Annotated in this window: 20 protein-coding genes; 15 read left to right on the top strand and 5 right to left on the bottom strand. The window is 52.3% G+C overall.

Annotated features, from left to right (window positions below):
* The first annotated feature begins 158 nt into the window (after positions 1 to 158).
* The 15 genes from aroK (at position 159) to ACLJXE_RS03060 (ending at position 14,211) form a co-directional block, all read left to right on the top strand.
* Positions 159 to 680 (top strand): shikimate kinase AroK, encoded by a 522-nt coding sequence (gene aroK / locus ACLJXE_RS03130; protein ID WP_003023552.1) that lies wholly within the window; start codon positions 159 to 161, stop codon positions 678 to 680.
* Between the two features lie 57 nt (positions 681 to 737).
* Positions 738 to 1,826, top strand: coding sequence for a 3-dehydroquinate synthase (aroB, locus tag ACLJXE_RS03125; RefSeq protein WP_410750061.1), 1,089 nt, complete (start codon positions 738 to 740; stop codon positions 1,824 to 1,826).
* Positions 1,827 to 1,922: 96 nt separating this feature from the next.
* Positions 1,923 to 3,227 carry a cell division protein DamX gene (gene damX / locus ACLJXE_RS03120; RefSeq protein WP_410750060.1) on the top strand — a complete coding sequence of 435 codons (1,305 nt, stop codon included), beginning with the start codon at positions 1,923 to 1,925 and terminating at the stop codon, positions 3,225 to 3,227.
* A 117-nt stretch (positions 3,228 to 3,344) separates the two neighbouring features.
* Positions 3,345 to 4,181, top strand: coding sequence for an adenine-specific DNA-methyltransferase (gene dam, locus ACLJXE_RS03115; protein ID WP_286629817.1), 837 nt, complete (start codon positions 3,345 to 3,347; stop codon positions 4,179 to 4,181).
* A 17-nt stretch (positions 4,182 to 4,198) separates the two neighbouring features.
* On the top strand, positions 4,199 to 4,876 hold the full coding sequence (gene rpe, locus ACLJXE_RS03110; RefSeq protein WP_271454324.1) for a ribulose-phosphate 3-epimerase: 678 nt from the start codon (positions 4,199 to 4,201) through the stop codon (positions 4,874 to 4,876).
* Positions 4,869 to 5,627, top strand: a complete 759-nt coding sequence (gene gph / locus ACLJXE_RS03105) for a phosphoglycolate phosphatase (protein WP_410750059.1) — start codon at positions 4,869 to 4,871, stop codon at positions 5,625 to 5,627. Before rpe ends, gph begins: the two co-directional genes overlap by 8 nt.
* A complete protein-coding gene (trpS, locus tag ACLJXE_RS03100) occupies positions 5,620 to 6,624 on the top strand; it encodes a tryptophan--tRNA ligase (protein WP_410750058.1) in 1,005 nt (334 codons plus the stop codon). Before gph ends, trpS begins: the two co-directional genes overlap by 8 nt.
* A gap of 161 nt (positions 6,625 to 6,785) precedes the next feature.
* Positions 6,786 to 7,691 (top strand): GntR family transcriptional regulator YhfZ, encoded by a 906-nt coding sequence (gene yhfZ / locus ACLJXE_RS03095; RefSeq protein ID WP_410750057.1) that lies wholly within the window; start codon positions 6,786 to 6,788, stop codon positions 7,689 to 7,691.
* A gap of 15 nt (positions 7,692 to 7,706) precedes the next feature.
* Positions 7,707 to 8,069, top strand: a complete 363-nt coding sequence (locus ACLJXE_RS03090) for a PRD domain-containing protein (RefSeq protein WP_410750056.1) — start codon at positions 7,707 to 7,709, stop codon at positions 8,067 to 8,069.
* Between the two features lie 83 nt (positions 8,070 to 8,152).
* Positions 8,153 to 9,316: a YhfX family PLP-dependent enzyme gene (locus ACLJXE_RS03085; protein ID WP_410750055.1), complete on the top strand. Its 1,164-nt coding sequence runs from the start codon at positions 8,153 to 8,155 to the stop codon at positions 9,314 to 9,316.
* The gene (locus tag ACLJXE_RS03080) at positions 9,316 to 10,542 is read left to right on the top strand and encodes a phosphopentomutase (RefSeq protein ID WP_410750054.1); all 1,227 of its coding nucleotides are present in this window, start codon (positions 9,316 to 9,318) and stop codon (positions 10,540 to 10,542) included. Before ACLJXE_RS03085 ends, ACLJXE_RS03080 begins: the two co-directional genes overlap by 1 nt.
* Positions 10,539 to 11,417: a phosphotriesterase-related protein gene (locus ACLJXE_RS03075; RefSeq protein ID WP_410750053.1), complete on the top strand. Its 879-nt coding sequence runs from the start codon at positions 10,539 to 10,541 to the stop codon at positions 11,415 to 11,417. The genes ACLJXE_RS03080 and ACLJXE_RS03075 overlap by 4 nt, the downstream gene beginning before the upstream one ends.
* Before the next feature lie 10 nt (positions 11,418 to 11,427).
* Positions 11,428 to 11,781: a DUF2620 domain-containing protein gene (locus ACLJXE_RS03070; protein WP_410750052.1), complete on the top strand. Its 354-nt coding sequence runs from the start codon at positions 11,428 to 11,430 to the stop codon at positions 11,779 to 11,781.
* An 11-nt stretch (positions 11,782 to 11,792) separates the two neighbouring features.
* A complete protein-coding gene (locus ACLJXE_RS03065; RefSeq protein WP_410750051.1) occupies positions 11,793 to 13,097 on the top strand; it encodes a YhfT family protein in 1,305 nt (434 codons plus the stop codon).
* Positions 13,098 to 13,110: 13 nt separating this feature from the next.
* Positions 13,111 to 14,211, top strand: coding sequence for an aminotransferase class I/II-fold pyridoxal phosphate-dependent enzyme (locus ACLJXE_RS03060; protein WP_410750050.1), 1,101 nt, complete (start codon positions 13,111 to 13,113; stop codon positions 14,209 to 14,211).
* Between the two features lie 60 nt (positions 14,212 to 14,271).
* Here the strand turns inward: ACLJXE_RS03060 and ACLJXE_RS03055 are convergent, their stop codons facing one another.
* The 5 genes from ACLJXE_RS03055 to nirB all read right to left on the bottom strand — a co-directional run bounded on the left by ACLJXE_RS03055 (position 14,272) and on the right by nirB (position 19,925).
* Entirely contained in the window at positions 14,272 to 14,442 is a 171-nt protein-coding gene (locus ACLJXE_RS03055; protein ID WP_410750049.1) for a YhfL family protein, read from the bottom strand.
* Positions 14,443 to 14,720: 278 nt separating this feature from the next.
* Positions 14,721 to 16,094 (bottom strand): siroheme synthase CysG, encoded by a 1,374-nt coding sequence (gene cysG / locus ACLJXE_RS03050; RefSeq protein ID WP_410750048.1) that lies wholly within the window; start codon positions 16,092 to 16,094, stop codon positions 14,721 to 14,723.
* 12 nt (positions 16,095 to 16,106) lie between these two features.
* Positions 16,107 to 16,916 carry a nitrite transporter NirC gene (gene nirC / locus ACLJXE_RS03045; protein WP_410750047.1) on the bottom strand — a complete coding sequence of 270 codons (810 nt, stop codon included), beginning with the start codon at positions 16,914 to 16,916 and terminating at the stop codon, positions 16,107 to 16,109.
* A gap of 142 nt (positions 16,917 to 17,058) precedes the next feature.
* On the bottom strand, positions 17,059 to 17,385 hold the full coding sequence (gene nirD / locus ACLJXE_RS03040; RefSeq protein ID WP_286629811.1) for a nitrite reductase small subunit NirD: 327 nt from the start codon (positions 17,383 to 17,385) through the stop codon (positions 17,059 to 17,061).
* Entirely contained in the window at positions 17,382 to 19,925 is a 2,544-nt protein-coding gene (nirB, locus tag ACLJXE_RS03035) for an NADPH-nitrite reductase large subunit (protein WP_286629810.1), read from the bottom strand. The genes nirD and nirB overlap by 4 nt, the downstream gene beginning before the upstream one ends.
* Between the last annotated feature and the right edge of the window lie 179 nt (positions 19,926 to 20,104).

Below are 20,104 nucleotides of genomic sequence, written 5' to 3'. Positions count from 1 at the left end.
TTTGGTGATTTATTCAGTTGCCAAACCCGCTTGAGTATTGAGATAATTTTCAGTCTGACTCTCGCAATATCTTATGAGGTTTCAGTTCATGTCCTGCTGCGCCGAGTGTCTGCGAAGCGGGTTTACCATTAACGAATAGTCTTAGTAGTACCGAAAAAATGGCAGAGAAACGCAATATCTTTCTGGTTGGGCCTATGGGTGCCGGAAAAAGCACTATTGGGCGCCAGTTAGCTCAACAACTCAATATGGAATTTTACGATTCTGATCAAGAGATTGAGAAACGAACCGGAGCTGATGTGGGCTGGGTCTTCGATGTAGAAGGTGAAGACGGCTTCCGTGATCGCGAAGAAAAAGTCATCAACGAGTTGACGGAAAAACAGGGTATTGTGCTGGCAACTGGCGGTGGCTCTGTAAAATCACGTGAAACACGTAACCGTCTTTCCGCGCGTGGCGTCGTGGTCTATCTTGAAACAACAATTGAAAAACAACTTGCACGTACTCAACGTGACAAGAAACGCCCGCTGCTGCAGGTAGAATCGCCGCCGCGTGAGGTTCTGGAAGCATTGGCTGACGAACGCAATCCTCTGTATGAAGAGATTGCTGACGTGACCATTCGCACCGACGATCAGAGCGCGAAGGTCGTAGCAAACCAGATTATTCATATGTTGGAAAGCAACTAATTCTGGCTGAATACACACTCGTCTGCGGGTACAAGTAACTAAGGTGGATGTCGCGTAATGGAGAGGATTACAGTCACTCTCGGGGAACGTAGTTACCCTATCACCATCGCGGCTGGTTTGTTTAATGAGCCAGCTTCATTCTTACCGCTGAAATCGGGCGATCAGGTTATGTTGGTGACCAACGAAACCCTGGCTCCCCTTTATCTCGATAAGGTTCGCGGCGTACTTGAACAGGCGGGTGTTAACGTTGATAGCGTTATCCTTCCCGATGGCGAGCAGTATAAAAGCCTGACGGTTCTGGATACGGTCTTCACTGCGTTACTGCAAAAACCGCATGGTCGTGATACCACGCTGGTCGCACTTGGCGGCGGCGTGATTGGCGATCTTACCGGTTTTGCAGCAGCCAGCTATCAGCGTGGTGTTCGTTTTATTCAAGTCCCGACAACGCTGCTGTCGCAGGTTGACTCCTCCGTAGGCGGTAAAACCGCCGTAAACCATCCCCTCGGTAAAAACATGATTGGCGCGTTTTACCAACCGGCCTCCGTGGTGGTGGATCTCGACTGCCTGAAAACGCTTCCTGCGCGTGAATTGGCATCGGGCCTGGCGGAAGTGATCAAATACGGCATCATCCTTGACGGTGAATTTTTCAGCTGGCTGGAAGACAATCTGGACGCATTATTACGTCTGGATGGTCCGGCAATGGCGTACTGTATTCGCCGTTGTTGTGAGCTGAAAGCAGAAGTTGTCGCAGCGGACGAGCGCGAAATGGGCTTACGTGCTTTACTGAATCTGGGACACACGTTTGGCCATGCTATCGAAGCTGAAATGGGTTATGGCAATTGGTTACATGGTGAAGCCGTCGCAGCAGGTATGGTAATGGCTGCCCGCACGTCAGAACGTTTGGGCCAGTTTACCTCCGCTGAAACGCAGCGCATTATTACGCTGTTGCAGCGCGCAGGTTTACCGGTGAATGGGCCGCGTGAAATGTCTGCACAGGCTTATTTGCCGCACATGCAGCGAGATAAAAAAGTGTTGGCGGGAGAGATTCGTTTAGTACTTCCGCAGGCAATAGGGAAGAGTGAAGTACGCGGCGGAGTGTCGCATGAGGTGGTTCTTAACGCGATTGCTGATTGCCAGCAGGCGTAACAACAAGAAAGGTCAGGCTTGCGTTGTAAAGCGTAAGTCTTTTAGCTTCAGGTTATGTGCAAAGTCGTAAGCATTAACCTTTGAGTGGGGTGTTAAATGGATGAATTCAAACCAGAAGACGAGCTGAAACCCGATCCCAGCGATCGTCGTACTGGTCGTTCTCGTCAATCGTCTGAACGCGATAATGAGCCACAAATCAATTTTGATGATGTTGATCTGGATGCCGACGATCGCCGTCCTGCGCGGGCACGTAAAGAGCGTGATGAAGAGCAGGACATTGAAGAAGACTATGAATCTGATGACGATGTTGTGGATGAAGAACGTGTAGAACGTCGCCCACGCAAGCGTAAAAAAGCGGTCAGTAAACCAGCCTCCCGTCAGTACATTATGATGGGTGTGGGTGTTCTGGTACTGCTGCTGCTGATTGTCGGTATCGGTTCCGCGCTGAAGGCCCCCTCATCTTCCTCTTCCAGCGAGCAGGTTGCGTCTGGTGAGAAGAGCATCGATCTTTCTGGCAGCAATGCGACGGATCAGGCGAACACCACAATGCCTGCGACGGGTGCTGAGCAGACCGCTGGTAATACGCAGCAGGATGTTTCTCTGCCGCCGATTTCCTCTACCCCGACTCAAGGCCAGGCACCTGCCACAGCAGAAGGTCAGCAGCGCGTTGAAGTTCAGGGCGATCTGAACAATGCGCTGACGCAGCCGCAAGGTCAGGCACAGGTTAACAACGTCGTAGTCAACTCTACGCTGCCAACTGAACCTGCTACCGTAGCGCCAGTTCGCAATGGTAATGCAGGGCGTCAGACTGCGAAGACTGAGCCAGCAGAACGTACTGCAGCTGCACATCAGGAACGCAAACAGGCTGTTATTGAGCCGAAGAGCAAGCCGCAGACCACGGTAAGAGCGACGCCGGCAGAGCCGAAACCTGTCGCTCAGGCGAAACCGACTGTGACCGCGACCGCGCCGACGACAACAACGAAAGCGCCAGTGGTAACCGCTACACCGAAAGCGTCAACTGAGCCAAAAGCAACGGCAAGCACCGCGCCAGCTCAGCAGACTGCAACACCTGCACCAACGACAGCAACACCGGTTGCCGGTGGTGCGAAAAGTGCTGGGAATGTTGGCGCGTTAAAATCAGCGCCATCCAGTCACTACACGCTGCAGCTCAGCAGTTCCTCTAACTACGACAACCTGAATGGTTGGGCGAAGAAAGAGAACCTGAAGAACTACGTGGTGTACCAGACGACGCGTAACGGTCAACCGTGGTATGTTCTGGTGACGGGCGTGTATGCGTCTAAAGAAGATGCGAAACGTGCAGTGTCTACGTTACCCGCCGACATTCAGGCGAAAAATCCGTGGGCAAAACCGCTGCACCAGGTTCAGGCCGATTTGAAGTAAGATAGGATATGTTCTGCAATGGTTTGCTGTTTCGCCCAATTGCGGGACAAAGACTAAAGCGCAGGATGCTGTCGGAGCTTTCTCCACAGCCGGAGAAGGTGTAATTAGTTAGTCAGCATGAAAAAAAATCGCGCTTTTTTGAAATGGGCAGGGGGGAAATACCCCCTGCTTGATGATATCAAACGGCATTTACCTCAGGGTGAGTGCCTGATTGAACCCTTCGTGGGTGCCGGGTCGGTGTTTCTCAACACCGACTTTTCTCGTTATATTCTTGCCGATATCAACAGCGACCTGATCAGTCTCTATAACATCGTGAAGACGCGTACCGATGAGTATGTGCAGGCTTCACGTGAGCTGTTTATGCCTGAAACGAATCAGGCTGAGGTGTACTACCAGCTCCGGGAAGAATTTAATGCCTGCCAGGACTCGTTCCGACGTGCAGTGCTGTTCTTATATCTCAACCGTTTTGGCTATAACGGGTTATGCCGTTATAACCTGCGCGGTGAGTTTAACGTCCCCTTTGGTCGTTATAAAAAACCCTACTTCCCGGAAGCCGAGTTGTACCATTTTGCCGAAAAAGCGCAAAATGCAGAGTTCCATTGCCTCTCCTATGAAGAGTGCATGGATCGCGCGGATACCAACTCTGTGGTCTACTGTGACCCGCCATATGCACCGCTCTCGGCGACGGCAAATTTCACCGCGTATCATACCAACAGCTTTAGCCCGAAAGAGCAGGCGCATCTGGCCGAGATGGCGGAAAAGCTGGTCAGTAAGCAGATCCCGGTGTTAATTTCGAATCATGACACGCCGGATACCCGTGAATGGTATCGAGCGGCGAAACATTTTCAGGTCAAAGTGCGGCGCAGTATAAGCAGCAACGGCGGCACACGTAAAAAGGTGAACGAACTGCTGGCACTATACAAACCAGGAGTCGCAACGCCTGCGAAAAAATAATTCTCAAGGAGAAGCGGATGAAACAGTATTTGATTGCCCCCTCAATTCTGTCGGCTGATTTTGCCCGCCTGGGTGAGGACACCGCGAAAGCACTGACGGCGGGTGCTGATGTCGTTCACTTCGACGTCATGGACAACCACTACGTGCCGAACCTGACCATCGGCCCGATGGTACTGAAATCGCTGCGCAAATATGGGATCACCGCCCCTATTGATGTGCATCTGATGGTGAAGCCAGTTGATCGAATTGTCCCTGACTTCGCAGCGGCCGGTGCCAGCATCATTACTTTTCACCCGGAAGCCTCCGAACACGTCGATCGCACTTTGCAACTGATCAAAGAGAATGGCTGTAAAGCGGGTCTGGTGTTCAACCCGGCTACGCCGCTGAGCTATCTGGACTATGTCATGGATAAGCTGGATGTGATCCTGCTGATGTCTGTTAACCCAGGTTTTGGTGGACAGTCCTTTATCCCGCAAACGCTGGATAAGCTGCGCGAAGTCCGTCGTCGTATTGATGAGTCTGGTTATGACATCCGTCTGGAAGTGGATGGCGGCGTCAAGGTGAACAACATTGGTGAAATCGCGGCTGCCGGTGCGGATATGTTTGTCGCGGGTTCCGCGATTTTCGATCAACCAGACTACAAAAAAGTCATTGATGAAATGCGCAATGAACTGGCGAAGGTAAGTCATGGATAAATTTCAGGACATTCGGGGCGTAGCATTTGACCTCGACGGCACGCTGGTTGACAGTGCGCCGGGATTAACCGCCGCGGTAGATATGGCGCTGTATGCGCTGGAGCTACCGGTAGCGGGTGAAGAGCGTGTCATTACCTGGATTGGTAATGGTGCCGATGTGTTGATGGAACGTGCGCTTGCCTGGTCTCGTCAGGAGCGTGCGACCTTACGTAAAACGATGGGCAAACCGCCTGTTGATGACGATATTCCCACTGCGGAACAGGTGCGAATTCTGCGCAAGCTGTTCGACAGATATTACGGCGATGTCGCCGAAGAGGGGACGTTCCTGTTCCCTGATGTAGCCGACACGTTGGGCGCACTGCATGCCAACGGATTGCCGCTGGGTCTGGTGACCAATAAACCGACGCCGTTTGTCGCGCCGTTACTTGATGCGCTGGATATTGCCAAATATTTTAGTGTGGTCATCGGTGGTGATGACGTACAGAACAAAAAACCGCATCCGGACCCGCTGCTGTTGGTGGCAAGCAAGCTTGGCATCAGACCTGAGCAATTGCTCTTTGTTGGGGATTCTCGTAATGATATTCAGGCGGCAAAAGCCGCTGGCTGCCCATCCGTTGGCCTGACTTATGGCTATAACTATGGTGAGTCAATTGCGCTGAGCCAGCCTGACGTCATATCCGACCGTATTAATGAACTACTGCCCGCTCTCGGGCTTCCGCATAGCGAAAATCAGGAATTGAAAAATGACTAAGCCCATCGTTTTTAGTGGCGCACAGCCCTCAGGTGAATTGACCATTGGCAACTATATGGGTGCGCTGCGTCAGTGGGTGAGCATGCAGGATGACTACCATTGCATCTATTGCATCGTTGACCAACATGCTATCACCGTTCGTCAGGATGCCCAGCAACTGCGTAAAGCAACTCTGGATACGCTGGCGCTGTACCTGGCGTGCGGTATCGATCCTGAAAAAAGCACCATTTTCGTTCAGTCCCACGTACCGGAACATGCACAGTTAGGCTGGGCGCTGAACTGCTACACCTATTTTGGTGAACTGAGTCGTATGACCCAGTTCAAAGATAAATCAGCTCGTTACGCTGAAAACATCAATGCCGGTCTGTTCGACTATCCGGTACTGATGGCTGCCGATATTCTGCTGTACCAGACCAACCTGGTACCAGTAGGGGAAGATCAGAAACAGCATCTGGAGCTGAGCCGTGATGTCGCCCAGCGTTTTAACGCACTGTATGGTGACATTTTCAAAGTGCCTGAGCCGTTTATTCCGAAGTCCGGTGCGCGCGTGATGTCCCTGCTGGAGCCGACGAAGAAAATGTCTAAGTCGGATGACAACCGTAATAACGTGATCGGCCTGCTGGAAGATCCGAAATCTGTGGTGAAGAAGATCAAACGCGCCATGACGGATTCCGATGAGCCGCCTGTTGTACGCTACGATGTGCAGAATAAAGCGGGTGTCGCCAACCTGCTGGATATTCTCTCTGCCGTGACCGGTCAGAGCATTCCTGAACTGGAGCAGCACTTTGAAGGCAAGATGTATGGTCATCTGAAGGGGGAAGTCGCAGAAGCCGTTTCTGGCATGCTGACTGAACTCCAGGAACGCTACCACCGTTTCCGTAACGATGAAGCCTTCCTGCAGAAAGTGATGAAAGAGGGCGCAGAAAAAGCCAGCGCGCGTGCTGCACAAACGCTGAAAGCGGTGTACGAAGCAATTGGTTTTGTCGCTAAGCCGTAAATTCATTCTGTGTCGTCAAGAACCGGGTTCGCCCGGTTTTTTTTCGCCTGTGCTTTCGAACAATAAAAAATGTGAAGCACCTCGCCGTTTGTATATCTCGTCATTGCGTTATATCTTCACTTTAATGAAGATATAAATATTCAATTTACTGAAAATAAATAATGAGTCGGACATTTATCAAGAAAGAAGGGGTTGTACTGACAACCCTGGCCCGTTACCTGCTCGGTGAAAAGTGTGGTAACCGTTTGAAAACTATTGATGAATTGGCGAGCGAATGCCACTCGTCGGTGGGATTAACACAGGCCGCGCTAAAAACACTGGAATCGTCAGGGGCGATCCGTATTGAGCGTCGTGGGCGTAACGGCAGTTTCCTGGTGGAGATGGATAATCGCACGTTGTTAACGCATGTCGATATCAACAACGTGGTCTGTGCGATGCCGCTGCCCTATACCCGTTTATATGAAGGGCTGGCGAGTGGGCTGAAGGCGCAATTCGACGGGATCCCATTTTATTACGCACACATGCGTGGGGCCGATATTCGCGTGGAATGCCTGCGCAATGGCGTCTACGACATGGCGGTAGTTTCTCGTCTGGCGGCGGAAAGCTACCTTGCGCAAAATGGGCTTCGCATCGCACTGGCGCTGGGACCGCACACTTACGTAGGTGAACACCAGCTCATCTGCCGCAAAGGTGAATCCGGGCGCGTGAAGCGGGTGGGGCTGGATAACCGCTCGGCGGATCAGAAAATCATGACCGAAGCCTGTTTTGGTAGTCACGATGTTGAATTGATTGACCTGCCTTACCATGAGAGCTTGCAGCGCATTGCGAAAGGGGATGTGGATGCGGTGATTTGGAACGTGGTTGCGGAGGCTGAGCTGGAGGTACTAGGGCTGGAAGCCACTCCGCTGACCAACGATCCGCGATTCCTGCAGGCGACGGAGGCAGTGGTGCTGACCCGTACAGATGATTATCCGATGCAGCAGTTGCTCCGTGCTGTCGTCAACAAAGAAGCACTGCTTGCCCACCAGCAACGTGTAGCAAATGGCGAGCAGGAACCCAGTTATTAAGTTAAGGCGAGTGTCATGGAAAAAAGGTTAAACCTGCTATGTGAAGCGGGCGTCATCGACAAGGATATCTGCAGCGGCATGCTGCAGGTTGTGAAGCAACTTGATGAAGAGTGGTGTTTACCGATCCATACCGATCAAGGGGCGATGGCGATGACCCATATGGCGAGCGCATTGATGCGTAGCCGTCGGGGGGAAGTCATAGAAGCCCTGGATGACCAACTGCTGGCTGAAATGGCGCAATCACATCTCTGGCCAACTATTTTATTGGTGCATCATGGGCTGCTGAAAGAGTTTGCGCTTACGCTGCATGCGAATGAAGAGGGATATCTGTTGGCGAACCTGTACGGATTGTGGATGGCGGCGCACGAAGGCGTCTGAAATAAATCGAATATCGGCGCAGTGCACCCTAAATATTCAAAAAAATGAATATTTAACTGAAGGATTAGAAACGAGGCATACAGATGTTTATACATGCATTGAAACGCCAGAACCCTGCACTCATTACCGCTGCCGTTAGCTTGTGGCAGAAGGGAAAGATCGCTCCGGACAGTTGGGTCATCGATGTTGACCAGGTGATGGAGAATGGCAAACGCCTGCTAGACGTGGCTCGACAGCACGGTATCTCGTTGTATCTGATGACCAAGCAGTTTGGGCGAAATCCCTGGCTGGCGGAAAAGTTATTACAGCTCGGCTACGCGGGGATTGTGGTCGTGGATTATAAAGAAGGCCGGGTCATGCGTCGTGCCGGGCTACCGGTAGCGCATCAGGGGCATCTCGTACAGATCCCTTCACGAGAGGTTAGTGATGCAGTAGCTCAGGGTACTGACGTCATTACTCTTTTTTCGCTGGAGAAAGCGCGTGAGGTTTCCGCTGCGGCGGTAAAAGCTGGCCGAGAACAGGCTGTCATGCTCAAAGTGTACGATAAAGATGACTTTCTATATCCGGGGCAAGAAAGCGGGTTTCCGCTGACCTGTCTGAACGATGTTGTGAGTGAAATACGTGGTTTACCTGGCCTGCATTTTCGTGGGCTAACCCATTTCCCCTGTCTGCTGTGGGATGAGAAATCCGCAGAAACGATACCGACGCCAAATCTGCACACCCTAGTGTCGGCCCGGCGTCAGTTAGCGGCGGCGGAAGTTGAGATTGAGCAACTCAATGCTCCTTCCGCCAGTAGCTGCGCATCGCTACCGTTACTGGCGAAATATGGCGTAACTCACGCCGAGCCTGGACATGCGCTGACCGGAACCGTTCCTTCCAATCAGAAGGGTGATCAACCCGAACGTATTGCAATGCTCTGGCTGAGCGAGGTTTCCCATCAATTCCGTGGAGACAGTTATTGCTATGGCGGCGGTTATTACCGTCGCGGCCATGCGCAAAATGCGCTGGTCTTCACGCCAGAGAGTAACGCCCCTATTGCAGCGACGCTGAAACCTGTAGATGACAGCAGTATCGATTACTACCTGCCTCTGGCAGGCGAATTTCCGGTGAGCAGCGCGGTAGTGTTCTGCTTCCGCACACAGATCTTCGTGACGCGCAGCGACGTGGTGCTGGTGTCTGGTATCCAGCGTGGCGCGGCTGAAATTGTCGCCCGTTACGACAGCCTTGGCAATGTACTGGAGGAGTAATGGCCCGATTCGTGGTGTTGGTGATCGATAGCTTTGGTGTCGGTGCAATGAAAGACGTAACGCTGGTCAGACCCCAGGATGCCGGGGCGAACACGTGCGGACATATCCTTGCTGAAGTACCGCATTTACACCTTCCGGCCCTCGAAAAACTGGGATTAATTAATGCGTTGGGCTATACGCCAGGCGTGATGAAACCTTCGGCATCGGCAGTCTGGGGCGTTGCGGAGTTGCAGCATGAAGGTGGCGATACCTTTATGGGGCATCAGGAAATTTTAGGTACACGGCCACAATCGCCGCTGCGGATGCCGTTTAGTCAGGTTATTGACAGTGTTGAACTGGCGCTGAAAACAGCAGGCTGGCAGGTGGAACGACGTGGTGGCGATCTTGCATTTCTGTGGGTCAACGCAGCTGTAGCTGTGGGGGATAACCTCGAAGCAGATTTAGGTCAGGTCTATAACATTACCGCCAATCTTACCGCTATCCCATTTGATGAGGTGCTGGAAATAGGTCGCGTAGTACGTGAGCAGGTACAGGTCGGGCGGGTGATCGCATTTGGCGGTTTGCTTAATGACAGCCAGCGCATTCTGGACGCCGCTGAGACCAAAGAAGGCCGTTTTATCGGCATTAACGCTCCACGTTCCGGCGCGTATGAAAGTGGTTTTCAGGTCAGGCATATGGGTTACGGCGTAGATGAACAGGTACAGGCTCCACAAAAGCTGCATGAGGTCGGGGTGCCAACAGTTTTAGTTGGCAAAGTGGCGGATATCGTCAGTAACCCTCACGGACGTAGCTGGCAAAACCTGGTGGACAGTCAGCAGATTATGGATATCACCCTGGAGGAGTTTCAGGCTGAATCTACGGTTTTCATCTGCACCAACATCCAGGAAACCGATCTCGCCGGACATGCTGAAGATGTCGCACGTTATGCCGAACGGTTGCAGCTTGTTGACCTCAACCTTTCGCGTCTTCTGGCCGCTATGGATCCACATGATTGCCTGGTGGTCATGGCCGATCACGGTAACGATCCAACTATTGGACATAGCCATCATACCCGTGAAGTTGTGCCGGTGCTGGTGTACCAGCAGGAGCTGGAGCCAGGCCAGTTAGGTGTTCGTACCACGCTGTCGGATGTTGGTGCGACGGTATGCGAGTTTTTCGGTGCTCCTCCACCACAAAACGGCACCTCTTTTCTTTCTGCGTTACGACTCACAGGAGATGTTTTATGAGCATTGATACGACGGGCTACACCTATGTCCACGAGCATCTGCATATCGATCTCTCTGGTTTTAAGGGGAACCTCGACTGCCGGTTAGATCAGTACGATCTCATCTGTCAGGAGATGAAGGATCTGCGGGTATTAGGCGTCAGCAACATTATTGAGATGACCAACCGCTACATGGGACGTAACCCGCAATTTATGCTCGATCTGATGCGCGATACGGGGATCAATGTGGTGGCTTGCACTGGCTATTACCAGGATGCGTTTTTCCCCGAGCATGTGGCGACCCGAAGTGTGGAACAGCTCGCGCAGGAGATGGTTGATGAGATCCTCATTGGCATTGATGGTACGGAACTCAAGGCTGGGATCATCGCGGAGATCGGCTCCAGCGAAGGGGTGATCACCCCGCTTGAAGAGAAGGTGTTCATCGCCGCCGCGCGTGCGCACAACGAAACCGGGCGTCCCATCTCGACGCATACGTCTTTCAGCACTATGGGGCTGGAGCAACTGGCGTTGCTGAAAACTCAGGGTGTTTCGCTTGCGCGCGTGGTTGTCGGCCACTGCGATTTAAAAGATAACCTCGACAATATTCTGCGCATGATCGATCTCGGTGCGTATGTACAGTTCGACACCATTGGTAAAAACAGCTACTACCCCGACGAGAAACGCATTGGCATGCTGCATGCGCTACGCGATCGCGGGTTGCTTAACCGCGTGATGCTCTCAATGGATATTACCCGTCGCTCCCATTTAAAAGGTAATGGCGGCAACGGCTATGACTACCTGTTAACGACTTTTATCCCACAGTTACGCCAGTCAGGATTCGACCTGGCCGATGTGGACACGATGTTACGTGATAACCCCTCACAATTTTTCCAATAAGGACAGAACCATGAAAAAGATTGGCGTTGCTGGCTTACAGCGTGAGCAGATTAAAAAGACCATCGAAACGGTTGCTCCAGGCTGCTTTGAAGTATCAATTCACAACGATATGGACGCGGCAATGAAGGTGAAATCCGGGCAACTGGACTACTACATTGGCGCTTGTAACACCGGAGCCGGTGCCGCATTGTCGATTGCCATCGCGGTAATTGGCTACAACAAAAGCTGCACTATCGCCAGGCCGGGCATTAAGGCGAAAGACGAACATATCGCAAAAATGATTGCGGAAGGGAAGGTGGCTTTTGGTCTCTCCGTCGAACATGTTGAACATGCGATCCCGATGCTGGTTAACCATCTGAAATAAAAGGCACTATTATGGATCTGTATATTCAGATTATCCTGGTGGCCTGTCTGACCGGCATGACATCACTTCTGGCGCATCGGTCGGCTGCCGTTTTTCATGATGGAATCCGTCCTATTCTGCCGCAGCTTATTGAGGGGAATATGAACCGCCGTGAGGCGGGGAGTATCGCGTTTGGTCTGAGCATCGGTTTTGTTGCCTCCGTCGGGATCTCGTTCACTCTGAAAACTGGGCTGCTTAATGCGTGGCTGTTGTTTCTGCCAACGGATATTCTCGGCGTGCTGGCGGTTAATAGCTTGCTGGCGTTTGGTCTGGGGGCTATCTGGGGCGTATTGATCCTGACCTGTCTACTCCCGGTGAACCAGTTACTGACGGCATTACCCGTAGATGTGTTGGGTAGCCTCGGGGAGTTGAGTTCTCCGGTGGTAGCGGCATTTGCGCTCTTTCCTCTGGTGGCGATTTTCTATCAGTTTGGCTGGAAGCACAGCCTGGTTGCTGCCTTTGTGGTGTTGATGACTCGCGTGGCTGTCGTTCGTTTCTTCCCACACCTAAATCCGGAATCAATCGAGATTTTCATTGGGATGGTCATGCTGCTGGCGATTGCTATTTTCCACGATATACGCCATCGCGGTGATGAGGAGATGGATACCAGTGGGCTATCAGTGTTTGAGGAACGAACCTCACGAATCATTAAAAATCTGCCATATATCGCCATTGTTGGTGCGCTGATCGCCGCTGTCGCCAGTATGAAGATATTTGCAGGTAGCGAAGTATCAATCTTTACGCTGGAAAAAGCCTACTCGGCGGGGATAACGCCGGAACAGTCGCAAACGCTGGTGAATCAGGCGGCGCTGGCGGAGTTTATGCGCGGGCTGGGTTTCGTGCCGCTGATTGCCACCACCGCGCTGGCGACGGGCGTTTACGCGGTAGCCGGTTTTACCTTTGTTTATTCGGTTGGCTATCTGGCGCCGAACCCGTGGATTGCGGCTATCCTTGGCGCTGTAGTGATTTCAGCGGAAGTGCTGCTGCTGCGCTCTATTGGTAAATGGCTGGGTCGCTATCCGTCAATACGCAACGCGTCGGACAATATTCGTAATGCGATGAATATGCTGATGGAAATGGCGCTGCTGATCGGCTCGATTTTTGCCGCAATCAAGATGGCAGGCTATACCGGATTCTCTATTGCGGTGGCCATTTATTTCCTTAACGAATCAATTGGACGCCCTGTACAGAAGATGGCAGCACCGGTAGTCGCAGTGATGATCACCGGTATTCTGTTGAATATTCTCTACTGGTGCGGGCTGTTTGTCCCGGCCTGAGGAGGTGTAAAAAATGAAGACGTTCCCCTTGCAAAGCCTGACGCTTACAGAAGCGCAGCAGAAGCAGTTTGCGCTGGTGGATACGCTCTGTCGTCACTTCCCAGGTGCTGATTTTCTGGCTGGCGGCGATTTGGGACTGGTACCGGGGCTGAACCAACCCCGGGTAACGCAGCGCGTGGAAAACGTGTTGGCCGATGTTTTTCATGCTGAGGCGGCGGTTCTGGTTCAGGGCGCGGGTACCGGGGCTATTCGCGCGGGTCTTGCGGCATTGCTTAAACCTGGTCAGAGGTTGTTGGTTCACGATGCGCCTGTTTATCCCACCACGCAGGTGCTTATCGAGCAGATGGGGATCGTGCTGGTCAGGGCTGATTTCAACGATCTTTCGGCGATTAGGCGGGCTATCGCAGAGCACCACCCCGATGCTGCGCTGGTGCAACATACGCGGCAACAACCACAGGACAGCTATATTTTAGCCGAGGTGCTGGCGGAAATTACACGGTGTGACGTACCGACATTAACCGATGATAACTACGCGGTGATGAAAGTTGAGCATATTGGCTGTGAATGTGGGGCGACGCTGTCCACCTTTTCCTGTTTTAAACTCTTTGGTCCGGAAGGGGTTGGGGTCGTTGTTGGTAAGGCGGAAGCCATCGCCAGAATTCGTGCGACTCTCTATTCCGGCGGCAGTCAGATTCAGGGTTCACAGGCGCTGGAGGTACTCCGCGGTCTGGTTTTCGCTCCGGTGATGCATGCGGTGCAGGCTGGTGTTTCTGAGCGCCTGCTGAGTCTGCTCGATAGCGGAGCGATACCCGAGGTGAAAAAAGGGGTTATCGCCAATGCCCAGTCGAAGGTGCTGATTGTTGAGTTTCACCAGCCAATTGCCGCCAGTGTGCTGGAAGAGGCGCATAAGCGCGGCGCGCTACCTTATCCGGTAGGGGCGGAGTCGAAATATGAAATCCCGCCGCTGTTTTATCGCCTCTCCGGGACCTTCCGTGAAGCGAATCCGTTACTGGGCGATTACGCGATTCGTATTAATCCAAACCGTAGCGGAGAAGAAACCGTGCTGCGTATTTTGCGGGAAAGCGTAAGACAAAGTACGAGTGATAGAGAGTGATATATCGAATGTGAAAAACCGGGAATTTCCCGGTTTTTTGTATCGGCACAATCGATTCTATTATTGATTTGCCGCTGGGCCACAGCCACCAATAATTTTAGAAATTGAAATTGCCGGATGAAATAAATAATCGTAGCTACAGTTGTTTTTTGTGTTTTCGATGTGACCAGTACATGCGGTCAGCGTTGCCAGAATCCCTGCAACAATGGTGATTTTTGCAAATTTCAACATGTCAAAATCCTTATTAGATATCTATTTTTAAATGGATGAAATCCATTTATCGAAGCCTAAGATATCAACTAATTAAAGCTCTAAGTAGTCCGGAATAAGACATGGTAATGTTTGTGTAAATTATATATTCAATGAATTAAAGCCTTATAGAATTAGTCTTGTTCTAATCATTAACGGACGGATTACTGCGGTGGATATATGGAGTGTGTTAATTTTGTCTTTGTTTTTCTGTACTATACATAAATGCCCTGAATATCAGGGCATTATCTGGGGCTCAGTTAATGATTCGAGAACCAGTTCAGCTTATCGCGTAATCCCACAACACGGCCCACGATAATCAGTGCCGGGCTTTCAACCTGTTTTGCCAGTTCACCGAGCTGTGTCAGCGCACCACTGACGACGCGCTGTGTTACGGCAGTACCATTCTCGACCAGGGCAACCGGCATATCGGCTTGCATACCAAACTCGATGAGTTTTTCCTGAATCGTTGCCGCCTGATTCAGTCCCATGTAGAACACCAATGTTTGTTTCTCTGCCGCCAGGTTTTCCCAGTCCAGTTCACCGCCGGTTTTCAGGTGCCCAGTAACCAGGCGTACGCTTTGGGCGTAATCACGATGCGTCAGTGGGATACCTGAATAAGCGGAACAGCCGGAAGCTGCAGTAATGCCCGGTACGACAGAGAATGGAATACCGGCATGACACAGGGTTTCCAGCTCTTCGCCACCGCGTCCAAAGATGAACGGGTCGCCGCCTTTCAGGCGCACCACGCGTTTACCCTGTTGCGCTTCGTTCAGCAGGATCTGGTTGATCTCTTCCTGCGGTACGCAGTGATAACCCGCGCGCTTACCTACGAAGATACGGTCTGCATCGCGGCGTACAAGGTTCATGATGTCGTCAGAAACCAGGCGGTCATACACCACCACATCGGCCTGCTGGATTTGTTGCAGCCCTTTCAGCGTCAGCAGCCCGGCATCGCCAGGACCGGCGCCAACCAGGACCACTTCACCGCGATGATCCAGCGGTTCGCTGAGCATCTGCTCGGTGGTTTCTTCTACGGCTTGCTGGTCGTTGTTTGCCAGCGACTGCGCCAGGCGGTCATTAACAAACAATTTTTCCCAGAAGCGGCGACGTTCACCCATGCTGGCAAACTGCTTTTTCACCCGGGAACGCAACTGCCCGGCATACTGTGCGACCTGGCCCAGATGCTGCGGCAACACGGATTCGAGTCTTTCACGCAGCAGGCGGGCAAGAACTGGGGATGTACCGCCTGAGGAGACCGCCACCATCAGCGGAGAGCGGTCGATAATTGAGGGCATGATGAAACTGGCCGCTTTTGGTGCATCGACCACGTTACAGAAGATACGGCGTGACTCAGCGGCGGTACTGACGCTTTTGTTGACGGCATCGTCATCGGTGGCGGCAATAGCCAGCCAGCAGGTGTCGAGCAGAGCTTCGTCAAACGGCCCCTCAACCAGCGTCAGCATGCCTTCATTTGCCCATACGGTGAACTGCGGAATAAACGCCAGCGCATTGACCGTTAAACGGGCGCCAGCTTCCAGCAGTAACCGCGCTTTGCGTTCTGCGACATCACCACCGCCGACGATCAAGCAGTCGCGGTCACGTAGTTGACAAAATATAGGCAAATGATCCACGACAAATACCCCTTAATTATTGGCAGCAGCCTCAGGCTGGTTGATTTTTGCCGGAGCTGGTCGCTCCGATTTTGGCGTAGCATACCAATAACCCAACCCCATGAATACGACACCGGACAAAGTATTACCGAGTGTTACCCACAACAGATTGTGACCGATTCCGGTCAGGGTATAGGCCTCGCTGTGATGACCGAACCAGGAAAGGGCAAACAGCGTCATATTGGCCACGGAGTGTTCATAGCCAGAAGCGATAAACGCCAGCAGGCACCACCAGATTGCGAGGAACTTCGCCGCGCCTTCGGTGCGGATTGCCATCCAGATTGCCAGACAAACCAACCAGTTACACAGGGCGCCTTTAAAGAACAGTACTGTTGCAGGTGCGGTGGTTTTCGCCAGCGCGACCGTATGCACGATGCTGGTGTCTACCGGCAACAGACTGCCACCGCCCCAACTGTATAGCAGAGCGACAAATACAGAGCCCACGAGGTTGCCGAGCCAGGTTTGCGGCAGAATCGCCCACATTTGACCGTGGCTGATGGTGCCGGCTTTAACGCCGAGCGTGAGAAACATCGTGTGCCCGGTGAACAGTTCAGAACCGGCAATAATAACCAGCGTTAAGGCAATACCAAAGGTTGCACCCATTACCAGAGGACGTACGGACGGATCGAGTAAATTACCGAGCGTGAAAATAAGAATGATACCGAGCCCGACGTAGGCCCCTGCCATTGCTGAGCTGACCCAGAATCCGATGGGGTTATTTGCCGACAGGCGTGCGATGCGCGCAGCGTTAGCCGCACACTTGTTAATAGTGTCTGTGAACATGTGTTGATTATCCTTGAAGTACAAAAATAAAAAGAAATCGTAACCGTAGGCCGGATAAGGCATAAATGCCCTATCAGGCCTACCAATAAAAGAACTACAAATACGTCAAAAAAGGGGAGGTGTTGCGCCTCCCCAAAAGTCATTAACCGCGCAGTTGCACCATGCCGTCTTTTACTCGCGCTTCGTAATGTTTCACGGAGAACTGTTCATCTTCCATGCACAAGCCGTCGCTTAAACGAAAGCGCTGTTTTTTCAGCGGGCTGGCGACCCACAGCTCACCCTGATGTTCAGCAATCAACCCACGCGACAGCACACTGGACTCAAAGAATGGGTCGATATTGCTGATCGCAAACACCTGATCGCTGTGATACGGGCGGAAAATAGCAACCTGCTCAGTACCTAACAGGGCGCAGACGCCTGTCGCAGGTAGAATGTCATCGATTTTGCAGATGTTTTCCCACTGGCTCATGCGTTTTCCTCCACCAGAGTGACCGGGATACGCTCATACGGCGTGGCCGGACGATGTTGTTCGCGCTCAGGTACAACCTGAACATTCGGATCGCGTTTATCGCTGTTGATAAAGTGTTTGAAACGAACCTGTGCGGACGGCGTGTTGACCGTTTCTGTCCACTCGCACACGACGGCTTCACGCAGACGGGCCATCTCTTCTTCCAGATGCTGGTTGAGGCCCAGTTTGTCATCGATGATGACTGACTTCAGGTACTCGATACCGCCTTCCAGGTTATCTAACCACGGTGCAGTACGGGTCAGTTTGTCCGCCGTACGGATGTAGAACATCATAAAGCGGTCAAGGTACTTGAGCAGCGTTTCACGATCAACATCGGCCGCCAGCAGGTCTGCGTGGCGTGGTTTCATCCCGCCGTTACCACAAACGTACAGGTTCCAGCCTTTCTCGGTAGCGATAATACCGACGTCTTTACCCTGGGCTTCCGCACATTCGCGGGTACAGCCAGAAACACCAAACTTCATCTTGTGCGGTGTACGAATACCCTTGTAGCGGTTTTCCAGCTCGACGCCGAAACCTACACTGTCGCCAACGCCATAACGGCACCACGTGCTGCCTACGCAGGTTTTTGCCATACGCAGCGCTTTCGCATATGCATGACCGGTTTCAAAGCCCGCTTCAATCAACTGACGCCAGATTTCCGGCAGGTCATCTTTTTGTGCGCCGAACAGCCCAATACGCTGGGAGCCGGTGATCTTGGTGTACAGGTTAAATTCACGGGCGATACGGCCCACGGCAACCAGACCTTCTGGGGTGATTTCGCCACCAGCAGAACGTGGAATGACGGAGTAAGTACCGTCTTTCTGGATGTTGGCCAGGAAGTTGTCGTTGGTATCCTGCAGCGGCGTATGCTGTGGTTTAAGAATGTATTCATTCCAGCAGGAGGCAAGCAGGGAGCCGACGGTTGGTTTACATACTTCGCAGCCGTAACCTTTACCGTGTTTAGCCAGCAATTCTTCGAAGGTTTTAATGCCTTCTACGCGGATCAGGTGGAACAGTTCCTGACGCGAATACGGGAAGTGTTCACACAGGTTGTTATTGACTTCGATACCCTGCTTCGCCAGTTCGGCGTTCAGGACCTGCGTCACCAGCGGGATACAACCGCCGCAGCCGGTACCGGCTTTGGTTTCGGCTTTCAGCGCTGCAACGGTGTGACAACCTTTGTTGATAGCGGCGACCAGCATGCCTTTGGTAACGTCGAAACAGGAACAAATCTGCGCGCTGTCCGGCAGTTTATCCACACCGATGGACGGCTTACCGCTGCCCGCATGCGCTGGCAGGATCAGTGAATCCGGGTTTTCCGGCAGTTCGATAGCGTTAAGTACCAGTTGCAGCAGGTTGCCGTAATCGCTGGTGTCACCCACCAGAACGGCACCCAGCAGCGTTTTGTTATCTTCGCTGACAATCAGGCGTTTGTAGACTTCTTTGCTTTCGTCGAGGTAAACGTAGCTACGGGCACCCGGCGTGCGCGCATGTGCGTCGCCGATACCGCCAACATCCACGCCCAGCAGCTTCAGTTTGGCGCTCAGATCCGCGCCTTCGAAGGCATTTTCGCTACCGAGAATATGGTCAACGGCGACCTGGGCCATTTTGTAACCCGGCGCGACCAGACCATATACGCGGTTGTTCCAACTGGCGCATTCGCCAATCGCATAGATATCCGGGTCAGAGGTCTGGCAGGCGTCGTTAATCACGATTCCGCCGCGCTGTGCCACGTCAAGACCGCACTGGGTTGCCAGTTTGTCGCGTGGACGAATACCGGTGGAGAAGACGATGAAATCAACTTCCAGTTCGCTGCCGTCGGCAAAACGCATGGTTTTGCGCGCTTCGGTGCCTTCCTGGACAATCTCTTTGGTGTTCTTGCTGGTGTGCACACGCACGCCCATGCTTTCAATTTTGCGACGTAACTGCTCGCCACCCATATGATCCAGCTGTTCAGCCATCAGCATAGGGGCGAATTCAATCACGTGGGTTTCCACGCCCAGGCTTTTCAGCGCTCCGGCGGCTTCCAGACCTAACAGGCCACCACCGACGACGGCACCGCGTTTGCTACGGCGGGCGCAAGCTTCAATGGCGTTGAGATCTTCGATGGTACGGTAAACGAAGCAGTCCTGGGTTTCGGAACCTTTAATCGGTGGGATCCACGGATAGGAACCGGTCGCCATGATCAGCTTGTCGTAATAGACCGTACGACCCGCGCTGGAGTGGATCACCTTCTCCTGGCGGTTGATGGTAATTGCGCGTTCGCCAACTAACACCTTAACGCCGTGCTTCTCGTAGAAGCCTTCACGCACCAGCGAAAGTTCTTCAGCGGTGTGGTGAGAGAAGTAGGATGACAGGTGTACGCGGTCGTACGCTTTGCGGGGTTCTTCACAGAAGACGGTAATATCAAAATTGGCAGCGTCGGATTTATCAAGAAGATCCTCAATAAAGCGATGGCCGACCATACCATTACCGATAATAGCGAGTCTGACTTTGCTCATTTTTGCCTCGATTTCTTTTCTATTACTGCCTACCTTAACGATTCAGCAACCGCGCTTATTGATACAAATCAAATTCGGCCTTATATACTCCTTAAGAGGTATATAACTGATTTGTCAGCATTTTTATAAGTGACGGAATTGACAGGCTTTTCATATTTGTACAATTAGCATACAAATTA

The organism is Citrobacter sp. U14242 (assembly GCF_046555775.1).
Taxonomy (GTDB): Bacteria; Pseudomonadota; Gammaproteobacteria; order Enterobacterales; family Enterobacteriaceae; genus Citrobacter.
This window is presented reverse-complemented; position numbering and strand designations above follow the sequence as displayed.

What these genes read in the sequence shown, in the direction of transcription:
- dam (WP_286629817.1), top strand. Translation starts at nt 3,345, where the DNA reads ATGAAAAAAAATCGCGCTTTTTTGAAATGGGCAGGGGGGAAATACCCC.
- ACLJXE_RS03065 (WP_410750051.1), top strand. Translation starts at nt 11,793, where the DNA reads ATGGATCTGTATATTCAGATTATCCTGGTGGCCTGTCTGACCGGCATG.
- ACLJXE_RS03060 (WP_410750050.1), top strand. Translation starts at nt 13,111, where the DNA reads ATGAAGACGTTCCCCTTGCAAAGCCTGACGCTTACAGAAGCGCAGCAG.
- damX (WP_410750060.1), top strand. Translation starts at nt 1,923, where the DNA reads ATGGATGAATTCAAACCAGAAGACGAGCTGAAACCCGATCCCAGCGAT.
- ACLJXE_RS03085 (WP_410750055.1), top strand. Translation starts at nt 8,153, where the DNA reads ATGTTTATACATGCATTGAAACGCCAGAACCCTGCACTCATTACCGCT.
- ACLJXE_RS03055 (WP_410750049.1), bottom strand. Translation starts at nt 14,442, where the DNA reads ATGTTGAAATTTGCAAAAATCACCATTGTTGCAGGGATTCTGGCAACG.
- ACLJXE_RS03070 (WP_410750052.1), top strand. Translation starts at nt 11,428, where the DNA reads ATGAAAAAGATTGGCGTTGCTGGCTTACAGCGTGAGCAGATTAAAAAG.
- ACLJXE_RS03075 (WP_410750053.1), top strand. Translation starts at nt 10,539, where the DNA reads ATGAGCATTGATACGACGGGCTACACCTATGTCCACGAGCATCTGCAT.
- aroB (WP_410750061.1), top strand. Translation starts at nt 738, where the DNA reads ATGGAGAGGATTACAGTCACTCTCGGGGAACGTAGTTACCCTATCACC.
- nirC (WP_410750047.1), bottom strand. Translation starts at nt 16,916, where the DNA reads ATGTTCACAGACACTATTAACAAGTGTGCGGCTAACGCTGCGCGCATC.
- nirD (WP_286629811.1), bottom strand. Translation starts at nt 17,385, where the DNA reads ATGAGCCAGTGGGAAAACATCTGCAAAATCGATGACATTCTACCTGCG.
- rpe (WP_271454324.1), top strand. Translation starts at nt 4,199, where the DNA reads ATGAAACAGTATTTGATTGCCCCCTCAATTCTGTCGGCTGATTTTGCC.
- gph (WP_410750059.1), top strand. Translation starts at nt 4,869, where the DNA reads ATGGATAAATTTCAGGACATTCGGGGCGTAGCATTTGACCTCGACGGC.
- ACLJXE_RS03080 (WP_410750054.1), top strand. Translation starts at nt 9,316, where the DNA reads ATGGCCCGATTCGTGGTGTTGGTGATCGATAGCTTTGGTGTCGGTGCA.
- trpS (WP_410750058.1), top strand. Translation starts at nt 5,620, where the DNA reads ATGACTAAGCCCATCGTTTTTAGTGGCGCACAGCCCTCAGGTGAATTG.
- ACLJXE_RS03090 (WP_410750056.1), top strand. Translation starts at nt 7,707, where the DNA reads ATGGAAAAAAGGTTAAACCTGCTATGTGAAGCGGGCGTCATCGACAAG.
- nirB (WP_286629810.1), bottom strand. Translation starts at nt 19,925, where the DNA reads ATGAGCAAAGTCAGACTCGCTATTATCGGTAATGGTATGGTCGGCCAT.
- aroK (WP_003023552.1), top strand. Translation starts at nt 159, where the DNA reads ATGGCAGAGAAACGCAATATCTTTCTGGTTGGGCCTATGGGTGCCGGA.
- yhfZ (WP_410750057.1), top strand. Translation starts at nt 6,786, where the DNA reads ATGAGTCGGACATTTATCAAGAAAGAAGGGGTTGTACTGACAACCCTG.